Genomic DNA, 13761 nt, shown 5'->3' with positions numbered 1-13761 from the left:
CCGGCGGTGTTCGACTCGAACGAAGCAGCTCGCCTGCGAATGCGTCGAATCGTCGTCGTGATGGTTGCGGTCACGCTGTCGGCGGGATGATCACTTCGATGAGGTGCGGGCCGGGCTCGGTGACCGCCCGGCTGAACTGCTCGGCAAACTCCTCGGCGGTGGTGGCGCGGCTTGCGGGCACGCCGAACGCGCGGGCGAGCCCGACGAAGTCGATGTCCGGTCCGGAGAGGTCGAGCAGCTTGTTGGTGTGCGGGTTCGACGAGCCGGCGCCCAGGTGGTGCCACTCCTCGCGGAGGATCGCGTACGACCGGTTGTTCAGGATCACGTTGGTGACGTTCAGGCCCTCCCGGGCCTGGGTCCAGAGCGCGGAGATGGTGTAGATCGCGCAACCGTCGGCTTCGAGCGCGATCACCGGCCGGTCCGGAGCCGCGACGGCAGCGCCGACGGCCAGCGGCAGACCCTCGCCCATCGCTCCCCCGCACATCGCCAACACGTCGTGGCGGGGTGCGCCAGCGGTCGCCACCGGCACTCCGATCCCGGAGCTGATGGTCTCGTCGACGACGATCGCGTGCTCCGGCAGGAGTGCCCCGATCACCGCCGGCCACGTCTCGACGGTGAGCGCCCCGGCGGGCATCGGCGGACGACCCGGCTCGGTCACCGTCGGTTCCTGACCGGGGGCGACCAGATCGGCCAACGCGGTCAGCGCGCCGACCGCGTCCTGGCCGACCTCCGCGAGCACGTGGGTTTGCGCGCCGTCCGGGACCAGACAGCTTGGCTTGTCCGGATAGGCGAAGAACGCCACCGGCACCGTGGTGCCGGCGACGATCACGTGCCGAGCCCCGTGGAGTTGTCCCAGGACCTGATCCGGGTAGAAGCCGAGCCGAGGGAACCACGGCAGGCCGCCGCCGTGCTCCACCCGGCTGGAGTAGGTCTCCAGGAAGACCCGGGCCCCGGTGCCGTCCGCGATCCGGCTCGCCGCACGCAATCCGGCCGCCCGGCCCACCGGCCCGCCGATGACCAGTGCCGTCTGCTCCCCGCCGCGCAGCACCTCGGCGATCCGCTCGATTGCGGCGGGATTGACGGCCGGCGCCGGCCGGGGTCGGGCCTCGGGGCGGTCCCCGCCGCTGTCGGCGGCGACACCGTCGCTCCACGACACGTCGGCCGGCATGATCAGGGTGGCGATCTGGCCCGGCGGTTCGAGCGCCTCGGCGAGCGTGGACACCGCGTCGTGGCGTACGCCGGCGGCGTTCTCGGGCCGGCGGACCGGTCCCCGCAGCGAACGTGCGACAGTCTCGATGTCCGACTCCAGCGGCGGATCGAACGGCTTGTGGTACGTCGGGTGGTCGCCGACGATGTTCACGATTGGCGAGTTCGCCCGCCGCGCGTTGTGCAGGTTCGACAGGCCATGACCGAGTCCCGGTCCGAGGTGCAGCAGCGTCGCGGCCGGCTTGCCCGCGATCCGCGCGTACCCGTCGGCCGCGCCGGTCACCACACCCTCGAACAGCCCGAGTACGGAACGCATCCCCGGCGTCGTGTCCAGCGCACCGACCAGATGCAACTCCGTCGTACCCGGGTTGCTGAAGCAGACCTCGACCCCCGCGTCGGCGAGCGTACGCAGCAGCGATTCCGCCCCGTTCACCACCGCCACCACCCTTCGGCTCGCCGCCAGGCCCAGCAGCCGGGGCGGCAGAAGACTCGTACCAGCAGCGTAGCCGCCCGAACCAGGACCAATCGGCAGCATTCGCAACTCCACCCGACCGCCCCGTCCCGGCCCGCTCGAGCCGGGCGGACGGGCCCGTCCAGCCGATTCAAGACCTCCTCAAGGATCTCGGCACTCCGGCCAGGTTCGATTGGGTCCCGTTCAGCCGAACACAAGGACTCGGCAACGAACGTGTCACCCGCCGTTAACCAGGAGGACGCCACCCATGACACAAGACCATCCCCCACGCCGTTGGCTACGGCACACCGCGGCCTCGATGGCCACACTTCTCGTCACGACCCTCGGTGTCACCGTGTCGGCACCCGCCGCGCAGGCCGACACGATCGGCGACTTCACCCTGTCCTGGACGTCCTACCCTGCGGCCGACGCGATTCCGATGGTCAAGGCGACCATGACCGCGGTCCTCCAGGACGGCAACCACACCGCCGCCTACCGGGGAAGCAGCTGCAGCAACGCACTGGGCCAGTCCACACCGATCGCCTGGTACTGCTTCGCGTCGACCGACACCAGCAGCCTCCGTCCCGGCCCCGACCTGGACCCCACCGCGTGGATCCCGCAGGCGGTCACCACCGTCTCCGACGCCCTCGGCGACGAGGATTGGAACGGACAACAGGGGCTGATCGTCGGCTGGTACCACGAGGGTTCCAGCGGGGCTCGAATATCGGTGATGAACACCGCCACGGACGCGTACCGGCACGTGCTGCTGGCGAATCCGTACTGGGACAGCGCGCTCGGCCGGTACAACTTCAAGGCTCTCGACGACCTGCATGCCGGCGGCATGGTCTGGTACGGGGACTACCTCTACGTGGTGGACACGAACTGGGGAATTCGCGTTTTCGGTATGAAGCACATCTATGACCTCGGTGCCTCGACCAACGGCACGACGACGTGCAGTGGCATCGGCTGGGTCGACACGGCCGATGCCGGCACCGCCCCGGACAGCTACTGCGCCTCCACCTACAAGTACGCGATGATGCAGATCGGATTCTGGCAACGGCCGACGGCCAGCAAGTCGGCGAACTTCTGCCTCAGCACCGGAGCCGACCCCCGGTTCTCCTACATCAGCCTCGACCGGACAGCCGTCCCTGACCGGTTGATCGTCGGCGAGTACTGCCCGGGCGGCGCGGCGGCCAACGGCCGCTTGGTGGCGTACAACATGACCGACCACGTGCCGACGAACGGCGTACCCGACGCGGCCTGGAACCTTCCGGTGAGCAACGTCCAGGGCGCCGCCACCAACGGCATCAACTTCTACTTCAACCAGAGCGACGGTAATACCAGGAGCGGCAACCTGTACAAGGCACTGCCCTCCGGCAGCACCCTCAATCTCAACGGCAGCCCACGCAAGATCCCGATCGGCCCGGAAGACCTCTCCATCTGGCAGTCCACCGGGCACCTCTGGTCGGTGACCGAACACATCACCAGTGGATCGTCCCCCGGCCGAATGATCTACCTCATGCCGTCGATCTATTGACGCACGTACGGCCGGTGTCCCGCGCGGGGCACCGGCCGTACGTGTCGTCGACGTCGCCCACCGGGGCCTGTCGGTCGGGCCCTCGGCCGCCAAGGCCGGATGGCCGGATGGGTGGCGGGGCCCCGACATCCGTCGGGGCCCCGCGCTACCGGGATCGGGCATTTGGCGCCCGACTCCGCCCGGTGCTGGTCTGCGAACCTGTGCGGGCCAGGTCCGGAGCTACTCGGTGCGGGCCGAGCCGGTCGGGCTCAGATACCCGGCCGGACCGTCTCCACCCAGGCTCCACCACTGGAACTCGGTGCTCGTCGCACTCAGTGGAACCAATTCGCGGCGCTCGACCGTGTTCGTACGGAAGACCAGCGACGCCGTCGAGGTCAGGTCCGGCTGCGTCGGGTTGAAGCGCACCGACACGGTGCAGGTGCGCCCCGGGGCGATCGTACGGTCCGAGCACTGGTCGCGGTCGACATGGAACACCTTCCGGTCACCGTCGGCACGGGACGCGTCCCGTGGTTCCAGGCTGGTGCTCTCGACGGCCGTCGAGAGGATTCGCAGTGCCTGGTCGCCGGTGTTGGTGACGGTGACCTTCTGCACCTGGCCGGAGGCGCCCACCGGCTGCGCGGTGAACACCGGGGTGGTGGCGGAGAACTTCGGCCCGGCGGGCGGCGGCGGTCCGACCTGGATCGTCTTCGAGGCGGTGATCGGCGCGAGCGAGGCGCTGTCGGTGTACTGGCGCATCGAGTCGTTCGTCACCGTGACCGTCACCGAACCGCGGCGCAGTGCCTTGAGCGTCTGCGTCTGCGGGTCGAGGATCGCGACCTTGCCGGCACTGCGGGCGTTGGCGATGGCCTCGGTACCGCTGCCGATCGCCAGGCTCGACGATCCGCTCCAGTGCACCGACATCGGGTATCGCAGAGGTACGACGCGCGAACCGGTGGATACACCCTGGGGCTGGACGATGCTGCCGCTGAGCTGCGCCGTCTGCTGCGGGTCGAGGGTCTCCGGCGCGTTCAACGTGATCGACTGCGCGAAGGCCCGTACGTCCGCCTCGAGCCACTGCTGGTTGGCGTTACGGCGGCTGTCCACCGACCAGTCGACCCAGCCGGTGAAACCGCCCCGGTCCGGTGTGCCGTACGGGTCCTTGCCCGACGAGGGCAGCACGACGTACGGGACACCCTCGACGCGGTGGACGTTCGCGATCTGGGCGTGGGAGCCGAACATCACCGCGCCCTTGCCGGTCTCGTCGCGGAAGTCCGTGAGCAGCCGTTCCACGAGCGCCGCCTCGTCGCGGTCACCGAGTTGGCTGGACTTCGTCTCGGCCGGGTCGTCCACCGGGTGGTGGGCGGCCACGACGACGTTGCGTACCGACTCGTCACGCTTGGCGTCGTCGAGTGCCTGCTGCATCATCGGCAACTGGTCCCAGGCGGTGCCGCGCAGCGTACCCAGGGAACTGGCCAGCAGGATGAACCGCGTGCCCTTGTGGTCGAACGTCCGGTACGGCTGCCCGAACTCCGCCTTGAACGCCGACAGGTCCGACTGGGTGTTGTTGAGCCCGTACGACTCGTGGTTGCCCGGGACGTAGTAGCACGGCACCTTGCCGGTGCTCGGGTCGGGCGTGCTGTCCTCGGCCGGCTCCTGGCCGACCGGAACCAGATCGCAGCCCGCGTCGGTCAGCACCTGCCGAGCCAGCGCGAGGTCCTGCGGCAGACCACGGTCGGTGATGTCGCCGTTGAGGATCACCAGGTCCGGGTTGGTCTGCCGGATACGGTGCAGGGCCGCCGTCGCGACCTGGGTCAGGTTCGGGTTGTCCGCGGTGAACTGCACGTCCGACAGCGACGCGAAGGTCCAGGTTCCCGTGGCGTGCTTCAGCGAGCCGTCGGTCGACACGATCGGGTCCGCTTGCAGGTCCGGCTGCGCCGGGAGGTCGATCGACGTCGGGACGTCGGCCTCGATGCGGTTGAGGACGAACGTACCCGCGCGCTGCTGCGGCACGCTGGTGTTGATCCCCTGGAAGCTCGAGATCGAGATCGGGAACGTCGTGTTGGCCGGCAGCGCGAACGTCGCGTACTGCCATTCGTCGCTGGCCACCAGCGCCGTTCCGTAGACGCCCGTACCCTTGCCTGCGGCGTCGGTGTAACCCAGGTAGGTCAACCCGCTCGGCACGGCGATGCTGGACTTGATCCGTACCCGCACGCGCAGCGGCTGACCCGGCAACGTCACGCGGTTGGCCGTGGAGGTCGCGGCGATGCCGACGTTGCGCATCGCGGCGAAGTCGATCCGCAGGCCGTCGGGATCCTTGGAGAACGTCGTCGCGGCGGTGCTGTTGTTGCGCCACCGTGCGAGCACGTCGTCGGCGAAGTCGTACGCCGACACGTTCTGTACGCCGATCGTGATCGGCAGCTGTACCGACTTGCCCGCGACGGAGATGGTCAGGATCGTGCCGGCGGCCTTCACCGGGATGATCTTCAGTTTGCCGGCGGACGGCTGGACGTCGACGACGGCGTGGTCGTAGTCCAGCGTGAGGTCGGCCGGGTCGATCGGAGCGGTGTAGCCCTGGCCGTCGCGGCCGGTGACGCTCACCGTGGCCGCGGCGTCGGGCGTCGCGTCGGCGATGGAGAGGCGACCGGTCGACAGTTCCACGCTGTCGAGGTCGCCGAGCACGTCGACCTTTGTCGAGGCGGTCGTGCGACCGACGGTGGCGGTGACCGAGATCCGGCCGGACGCCCGCGCCGGTGCCTGCAGCACGCCGGACTTCACGGGCGTACCGCCGCCGTTCCAGCGGACCGATTCCGGATCGACCGCGACGGGCGTCTCGTGGTTGTCGAGGCCCTGGGCGAGCAGCGTACGGCGCAGCCCGGGAAAGACCTTCACACCGCCGTCACCGGACGCCCCGGCCGCGGCCGGCTTGATCAGGAGCTGGTGGAGCTTGCCGTCGCCCGGGGCGACGAACACGCCGACGCCGTTCGGGTCGTTGCGCTCCTGGCCGTCGGACGGCACATTCCGTACGGTCGTCTCGCTCGCGCCCAGCGCACGGGCGACCATCGTCGTGGAGCCGCCGCCGTCCAGGTTGACCGCCGTCTCGACACCCATGGCGGCGAGGTCGCGTGCCTCCTTGTCGATGCCGACGCCGCCCTTGCCGGTGCCGCCCGGACCATCCCAGGTGGCGAGTACGAGGGTGCGGCCGCCGTCCTTGAAACCGAGCGCCGTGCGCGGCGCGATCGAGGTGTCCAGACCGGGAACGACCTTCCCGCCGGACACGATCGTCCCGCCGTCGCCGAGCGCGAACTTCATCGTCTTGGCCACGTCGTTCGACAGCGAGTATTTCAGCGTGACCGGGTCGCCCGGCTGCAGCGCGCGCAGCGCCGTCGCCGCGGCATCGCGACCGACGAGTACGAAGCTGTCGTCCGGGATCGCGCCGGAACCTGCCGGTCCGCTGGGCGTGACGGAGACGACCTTGCCGCCCGAGACCAGGACCTCGGCGATCTGGCTGACGTCGACGCCGGTGAACCCACGGTTACGGCTGTAGGTCCCCCAGACGCCGGTGAAGGCGACCAGGCCGTCGGCGGGTACCCCGGCGCCGTTGGCGGCATTGATCGACAAAACCTTGTGGTCCGCGCCGGCGAAGTTCGCGTTCGAGTCGACGGCGAGGTCGACGAGCTGGGCGATTCCGTCCCGGCTCACCCCGACGTGCTGCCGTCCGCCGATGTCCGCCGTCTTCAGCAGCTGGCCGTCCTGGATCTCGCCGCCGAGCGCGGCATTGCTGTTGCCGATGTCGAAGAACTCGCCGTTGACGCCGGCCACGGCGCCGGCCTTGTTCGCCGCGACACTCAGCGGGCCGCCCGAGGCGACCGGGCCCGAGGTCAGCAGGTCCGTGCTGACCGCGCTGTTGGACAGGTCCACGGTCAGGAACTGCGCGTCGTACCAACCGCTCCGGTCCAGCGCTTTCAGGTGCTGGAGGCCGATTCCGGGACCGATCTTCTCGGTGGTGTTGACCAACGGAAGCCCGCCGGTGACGGGCGCGTCCGGCTGCACCGGGTTCGCCTGCGCAACCGCCGGAGACGCCATCAGCGTGACCGCCGTGGCGAGCACGCCCACCAGCGGCGTGAAACGCCTGAGGGTTATGACTCTCGATCTCACTTGGATCCTCAACTCGATAGACAGCGGGCGCTGAGGCGCGCTACGCCCCGCTCGACACGGGGATCGGGGCCACGTTAACGATCTTGGCCGAATCCGAGATGAATCGGCTTTGACCAGCCAATGAAGTCCACGCAGGGAACGTACGGCGGCTCCCGCCGTGACGAATCAGCCGCAGCAAGCGGGTGACCACCTACGGGACGGTCATCGCCGCCGTACGAACCGCCCGTCGTCACCGCCCTCGGCCGACCGGCGTCGAAGTCGACGTTCGAGCCGGGATCCCCACTGTTCAGCACCGGCTGGTACGTCGAACGCGACGCTGGCGGCGCTACCTCCTGCCGAGGAGTGCTCGGACGCCGCTGAGCGGTTCGCCCTGCTGCGAGCCGCCGAGGACGGCATCGGCGGCGAGGTCTACGTCGAACTCGACCACTGCCAGCGGGTCCTGACCACGCCCTTGACCGGGCCACCGATCCTGGCCCAGGCTGACAACACGCTCGTCGAATTGCTCAGCAGGTAACCGGCCGGGCCGGCCAGGCCATGACCTCGACCGCAGGTTCGGCAGTGCATCAGGGTTTCTCCCGACCACCGCCGTCTGACAAGGTGTCAGCAGCGGCGGCTGGATCGGCTACGCCGCCGATGCCAGCAGACGGTACGACCTGACTCGGAGCATCCATGCCGTACCAACGCACTGGCCCTGATCAGCGGGATCCTGCCGACACCCCGGCCGGGATTCGGCTGGTCGCCTTCGACCTCGATGGCACCCTCACCCGTGGGCAGACGTGCATGGAGGCCATCGCCGACGTATTCGGTTTTGCCGCTCAGATGTCCGTCTGGGAACAGTCGCGTACCGAGCAGGAGCTCATCGCGGCGCGGCTCGGCATGTGGGAGTACCTGAAGCATCTCAGCCTCGGGGACATGGAAGCGGCGCTCGCCGGCATCCCGCTGGCGCCCGGCGCGATCGAGGGGATCACCGCGCTACGCACGGCCGGAATCGCCACTGTCATCGTGTCCCTCGCCCACGCCCCGAACGTCGCCTACTTCGCCGGCCGCCTCGGCGTCGACGCACACTTCGGCAGCGAACCCGACGGAAACGGCGGGTACCGACACGTCTTCCCGGCCACCAAACCCACCCTGCTCGCCGAATACGCCAGCGCCCTCGACATTCCCGCGGAGCAGATCGCGGCCGTGGGTGACACGCCAAATGACGTGCCGATGCTTCGCGCGGCCCGAATCTCGATCTACGTCGGCACCACACTGCCCGACGACTTCACACCGACCTGGCATCTCCCCGCAGCGTCTATCGACGAGATCTCCCGCATCATCCTCGAACCAGCCACCCGAGCCACGCACAACCGCACCTCGGAGGCTCGAACCGGTCTCCGAGCGGCACCGGCTATCCCATAGCTGAGTCGCAGACGACGATCATCGTCGGGATGGGCAGCCCGGCGTGTCGGTCCGAAGCCGCGGCATAGGCACCCGGTCCAGGCCGACCATGACCGGGCAGGCGCAGGAGAGTTCGTCGTCGCCCAGGATCGGTTCGCCGTCGGCCACCCGGACGGCGAAGCAGGAGGTGAGCCCCGACGGGTACGGCACATCATGGCGCGGACTCCGGCAGGTAGCCGGCGGCCTGCAGGTCGAACAGTTCACGGTAGAGCCCGTCCTGGGCCATGAGTTCGTCGTGGTTGCCCTGCTGGACGAGTCGTCCCTCGCGCATGACGTAGATCTGGTCGGCGTGCCGGACGTTGGCGAGCCGGTGGGTGATCAGGACGATCAGGCGGTCGGGGTGGCGGCGAAGGTGCTGGAACATCGCGTGTTCGGCGCGCGCGTCGAGGGCGGCCGAGGGTTCGTCGCAGACCAGTAGGCGGGCGTCCCGGTAGAGACTGCGGGCAGCGACGAGGCGTTGCCACTGGCCTCCGGACAGGTCGTGGCCGTTCTTGAACTCGCGGTCGAGCAGGGTGTCGTAGCCGTAGGGCAGGTCGAGGATCATGTCGTGCGCCGCGGCGGCTCGGGCGGCGTCCTCCATGCTCGGGCCCGGCCTGTTCACCGGCCCGTCGTGCCGCCCGATGAGAATGTTCTGCCTCGCCGTGAAGGGAAACTTCCACCATTCCTGGGTCATCACCGCGACGTGCGAGGCAAGGCTGTCGGGGTCGATATCGGCGGTGTCGGTGCCGTCCCAGCGGATGGTGCCGGAACTGGGTCGATACAGGCCCGCTATGAGCTTGGCCAGGGTGGTCTTGCCAGAGCCGTTCTCACCGACCAGGGCGATCACCTGACCGCGTCGGACGGTCAGGCTGACCCCGTCCACGGCGGGGGTGTCGGTGTCCGGATAGCTCAGGCTTACTCGGTCGAGTTCGATCGTGTCGAAGCCGCTGGCGGGCTGACCACCGGATGGGCGGGTGCGGCCGTGCGCGCGATCGAGGAAATCGCGGTAGTCCTGGTAATAGAGGGCGTCCTCGTACAGCGAGTTCGTCGCGAAAACCGCGATACCCAGACTGGAGTGTGCAGTCTGCAACGCCAGCAGCGCGGTCGCGGCGGCGGCGAGGGCGACCCAGCCGACGAGAAGCAGTCCGCCGAGGACGCCGTACACCGCGAAGCTGGCCAGCCCCGCGACGGAAGCTCCGAACAGTCGGGTGGTCGTCTGCGAACGGACCAGATCGAGATCGGCGTGGGTCTCGGCGTTCATCATCCGCCGGTACTCGCCAAGGAGGAACTCACGCATCTGGTAGGAGCGGATCTCGGCGGCGGTGTGTCGATTTGCCATCAGGGTGGCGAGCATCCACATCCGTCGGCGCCGGGTGATTCGGGCCAGCAGGTTCAGGTACTGGCGGCGGGCGATCCGCACCGCGGTGATCGCCTCCGGAACGGCCGCGAGCAGCAAACAGGGCAGCAGGATCGGTTGGATGACGGCGACCGCGACGGCGGTCGCGAGCACACCGACGACACCCGTGATGAGGTTGACGGTGTTGTCGACGATCGAAGCGGCCTCACGCATCCCCCGGTCCCGTGCCCGGTCCATTTCCTCGGCGAACCCGGCATCGTCGAACGCGGCCAGGTCGACCGCCGTGGTCGCCTCGAACATCCGCAGTTCCACCCGGTAGTTGATCTGCGGTACCAGCCGGGCCTGGGCCCACCCCGCGGCGATCGTCAGCCCGCCTTTTGCCATCACCGCCGCCGCTGCGACCAGGAGCGCCGGAAGGGCGGCGCGTACCCGGTCCGGGGTTGGGCCGGCGGCGAACAGTTGGGTCAGCACGCTGGTGGTGGCCAGCAACCCGAAGGTGGTCATCACCCCAGCGGCGATATTCAACCCGATCGAGGCGATCGTGTCCCGACGGCTGGTCGCCCACGCCACGCCGATCGCCTCCCCCACCAGGTGGGGCAGGCGGCGGGCCACCGCCCAGAAGCTCGTGTGCGCGACCTCGCGGGCGTGGTGCATCCAGTCGGGATCCTCCAACTCCGGCAGTATCAACTCGTCGGCGTCATCGACACTCTCGTCCTGGTCCGAGGACTGGCAGGGGCGGATCCGAGTCTCCACACGACCTCCTCAAGCAGCAGCGGAACTCCGGGGCAGCACGGGCGGCAACGAACTCGGGCAGCGTGAATCACCCGGCACACCGCCGGGGAACTGGCATCGACGAACGGGCGGCTCCGGCCTCAGCGGAGAGGGACCATGCCCAGGGAGCCTACGTTCAGCAATCAGATCGAGTCACGCAGTTACCGGCGTGTCGAACGCGTGTGTCAACCAAGGCCTGGGGCGCAGGGGCTTCCAGGCAAAGCTGCTCGTCGCCCCGAGCTCGTACCGAAAGTCTTTCCCGCCCCCTGGTTGCAGGCTGCGGCGATGCGTCCGGATCCCCCCGCCCTCGCCGCGACAGACGTCGTTGCCGCCACCCGGGTAAACGATCATCTGCCCCATTTGCTCCGATCGCAAGGACACAACCAAGCCAGCTCGTCGCCGGAAGCCACTGGCGCACGACGGGCGCCCGATCCATGATTGACGGGCCGTCCAGTCAAAAACCTTACGTCCATCGTGGACAGTTGATAACATCGCCCCTGACCATGATCAACTAGATCCACAGGGGACCTCATGAAGTCTCGACGTCAGACAATCACCCTGGTCATCGGCGCGACGGTGGCCGCGATGGCCGTGCCGATCCTCACGCCGACGATCCAGGCGCAAGCCGGCCCGGCAAGTTACTGCAGCAGCCTGCCGCAGTGGACCGGCAACGTGTGGTACTACATCGACAACTTCGTCCAATCGGGCGGAAACATCTACCGGGCGAAGGTTTCGCACCTTTCGTCCGGCGGCCTTGCCCCGGCCTACGCACCCGAGAAGTGGGCGCCCGCGGGTAGCTGCTCGTCCGGCCAACCCACGCCGAGCGGGAACCCGACCTTCTACCCGACCGACAACCCGTTCCCGTCGGCCAGCCCCTCGAAGTCCTCGTCGCCCTCTGCCTCGCCGTCGCGTACGCCCACCCCTACCCCCACCGCATCGGGAAAGACTCCGACCCCGAAGCCGTCGCAGAGCTGACCGGCGCCAGCGGGGCGCGACCACGCCCCGCTGGATCAGCAGTTCTCTGCAACGACACGCCCCGATTCGAGCAGTGCTACCCCTGCGTCGGCGCCCGACTCCGACGACCAAGCGAGGATTGGGCAAGGAGTCGCGAGGATTCCCCTAACACCTCGGGAGGCCTTCGCGCTTTCCTAGATACATGAACCAACCAACAGCCAGTCAAGCAGTAACCGTGGTGACCGGCGCGAGTGCCGGCATCGGGCGCAGCGCCGCAATCGAGATCGCGGCACGCGGAATGGGGGTGGTCGTCACCTACAACTCCCGCCCCGACGGCGCAGCGGAAACCGTCTCCCTGATTCGAGACAACGGCGGCCGGGGAATCGCATTGCCTCTCGACATCGGACAGAGCGAAACCTTCCCCGCATTCAGGAGCGAACTCGCGCGGGTCCTCGCCGACGAATGGGGCACCGACAAAATTCACGCACTCGTCAACAACGCCGGCTTCGGCGGCGGCCACAGATTCGAGGACATGACCGAGGCCGCGTTCGACCAGTATTACCGCGTACTCCTACGCGGGCCGTACTTCCTCACGCAGACGCTGCTGCCGCTGATCCAGGACGGCGGCTCGATCATCAACACCTCGAGCAGTTCGGTACGGCCCGGTGACACCGAGGCCGGCTACTCGGGATACGCGGCGATGAAGGGCGGTCTGGTGATCGCCACCCGATTCCTCGCGAAAGAGCTGAGTCCTCGGGGAATCCGCGTCAACTCGATCGCCCCAGGACCGACTCGCACGCGCATCGGCGACGACGCGTTCGAGAAGTATCCGGAGATCATCGAAGGTATCGCCGCCAGGACCGCACTCGGCCGAGTGGGCGAGCCCGAGGACATCGGCAGGGTCATCGCGTTCCTCGCGTCGGACGATTCCGCATGGATCACCGGGCAGGACATCCAGGTCGCAGGGGGCTACGCGCTGTGAAGGCTCCTACGGAGCGGTTCGGCACGGTTGTGCTCACCGGCGGCACGAGCGGCATCGGCAAAGCGACGGCCCACCGGCTGGCGGCAATCTCCGAGACGCTTATCGTGCTCGGCCCCGAGGCAGAAGCCGGGGTGCAGCAGGCTCTCACGCAGGTCCGCCGGTCCGGTCCTGCCGAGGTCCACTACGTCAGAGCCGACTTCGCCCACCTCTCCGAGGTCGTCGAGGCGGCCCGCTCGATCAGGTCGCTCGTGTCGACGATCGATCTGTTGATCAACAATGCCGGAGTCCCGGGCGCGCCGCGGCGCATCGTCACGACGGCTGGATACGAACGGACGCTGCAGGTCAACGCACTCGCACCAGCGCTGCTGACGCGGCTGCTCGTGCCTTCGCTGGCCGAGGGTGCACGAATCGTGAACGTGGGGTCGTCCGCCCACCACCGCGAGCGGTTCCACTTCGACGACATCGACCTGAAGCACGGCTACTCGCCGGTGGCCGCGTACGCGCGAGCGAAGCTCGCAATGGTGACGTGGTCGTCCTTGCTCGCGGAAGAACTCCAGTCGACGCAGGTCAGTGTCGTCGCCCTCTGCCCCGGACTCAACGACACTCCTCTCAGCGCCGCGATGGCGGGCCGGATCGGCGGTCCCCCCACCCAGGGCGCGGCCCGGGTCCTCTACGCGGCAGTCGCCGAAGTACCCTCCGGCTCCTACCTCGAGAACGACCGTGTCGTGTCACCGAGCGCCGACGCCACCGATCCCTCGAACCGGAAACGGCTCGCCGCCCTCTACTGGGAGCGGCTCCTGCCGTTCGCGCTGGCGGGACACGGACGACGAGCGAGCACAGCACAATCACAGGCGAGCTGAATGGCCGGTGGGCGGACGACGACAGATCTGCGGATCGTGCCTCGGCCGCGCGTACGGATGCCCCGCCGTGCTCCGGCGCCCGGGTGCTGG

9 protein-coding genes are annotated in these 13761 nt (G+C 68.6%); 6 read left to right on the top strand and 3 right to left on the bottom strand.

The window, feature by feature from the left end; all coding sequences use genetic code 11:
• Window positions 1–70: 70 nt before the first annotated feature.
• Complete coding sequence (locus tag AB0J90_RS26775) at window positions 71–1639, bottom strand: acetolactate synthase large subunit (protein WP_363600351.1); 1569 nt, start codon at window positions 1637–1639, stop codon at window positions 71–73.
• A gap of 337 nt (window positions 1640–1976) precedes the next feature.
• Between AB0J90_RS26775 and AB0J90_RS26770 the strand changes: the two genes are divergently transcribed.
• A complete protein-coding gene (locus AB0J90_RS26770) occupies window positions 1977–3194 on the top strand; it encodes a hypothetical protein (RefSeq protein WP_363600349.1) in 1218 nt (405 codons plus the stop codon).
• 219 nt (window positions 3195–3413) lie between these two features.
• On the opposite strand, the gene AB0J90_RS26765 is transcribed toward AB0J90_RS26770, so the two are convergent.
• Complete coding sequence (locus AB0J90_RS26765) at window positions 3414–7328, bottom strand: phosphodiester glycosidase family protein (RefSeq protein WP_363600347.1); 3915 nt, start codon at window positions 7326–7328, stop codon at window positions 3414–3416.
• A gap of 157 nt (window positions 7329–7485) precedes the next feature.
• Between AB0J90_RS26765 and AB0J90_RS26760 the strand changes: the two genes are divergently transcribed.
• Together AB0J90_RS26760 and AB0J90_RS26755 are read left to right on the top strand one after the other, a co-directional pair.
• Window positions 7486–7842, top strand: coding sequence for a hypothetical protein (locus tag AB0J90_RS26760; protein ID WP_363600345.1), 357 nt, complete (start codon window positions 7486–7488; stop codon window positions 7840–7842).
• 155 nt (window positions 7843–7997) lie between these two features.
• Entirely contained in the window at window positions 7998–8729 is a 732-nt protein-coding gene (locus AB0J90_RS26755; protein WP_363600343.1) for an HAD-IB family phosphatase, read from the top strand.
• 190 nt (window positions 8730–8919) lie between these two features.
• Here the strand turns inward: AB0J90_RS26755 and AB0J90_RS26750 are convergent, their stop codons facing one another.
• Window positions 8920–10857, bottom strand: coding sequence for an ABC transporter ATP-binding protein (locus AB0J90_RS26750; RefSeq protein WP_363600341.1), 1938 nt, complete (start codon window positions 10855–10857; stop codon window positions 8920–8922).
• A 549-nt stretch (window positions 10858–11406) separates the two neighbouring features.
• Between AB0J90_RS26750 and AB0J90_RS26745 the strand changes: the two genes are divergently transcribed.
• The 3 genes from AB0J90_RS26745 (at window position 11407) to AB0J90_RS26735 (ending at window position 13671) form a co-directional block, all read left to right on the top strand.
• Window positions 11407–11850, top strand: a complete 444-nt coding sequence (locus AB0J90_RS26745; RefSeq protein ID WP_363600339.1) for a hypothetical protein — start codon at window positions 11407–11409, stop codon at window positions 11848–11850.
• Between the two features lie 214 nt (window positions 11851–12064).
• Window positions 12065–12811 carry an SDR family oxidoreductase gene (locus AB0J90_RS26740; RefSeq protein ID WP_363600337.1) on the top strand — a complete coding sequence of 249 codons (747 nt, stop codon included), beginning with the start codon at window positions 12065–12067 and terminating at the stop codon, window positions 12809–12811.
• Complete coding sequence (locus AB0J90_RS26735; RefSeq protein ID WP_363600335.1) at window positions 12808–13671, top strand: SDR family NAD(P)-dependent oxidoreductase; 864 nt, start codon at window positions 12808–12810, stop codon at window positions 13669–13671. The genes AB0J90_RS26740 and AB0J90_RS26735 overlap by 4 nt, the downstream gene beginning before the upstream one ends.
• Window positions 13672–13761 lie beyond the last annotated feature (90 nt).

The sequence above is a fragment of the Micromonospora sp. NPDC049523 genome (assembly GCF_040676775.1).
GTDB lineage: Bacteria > Actinomycetota > Actinomycetes > Mycobacteriales > Micromonosporaceae > Micromonospora_G.
Note: the sequence above shows the minus strand (reverse complement) of the source record. Positions and strands in the feature narration are given on the sequence as shown.

Bases quoted from the DNA above. Each gene is read 5' to 3' on its own strand.
- AB0J90_RS26770 (WP_363600349.1), top strand. From the start codon at position 1,977: ATGGCCACACTTCTCGTCACGACCCTCGGTGTCACCGTGTCGGCACCC.
- AB0J90_RS26755 (WP_363600343.1), top strand. From the start codon at position 7,998: ATGCCGTACCAACGCACTGGCCCTGATCAGCGGGATCCTGCCGACACC.
- AB0J90_RS26745 (WP_363600339.1), top strand. From the start codon at position 11,407: ATGAAGTCTCGACGTCAGACAATCACCCTGGTCATCGGCGCGACGGTG.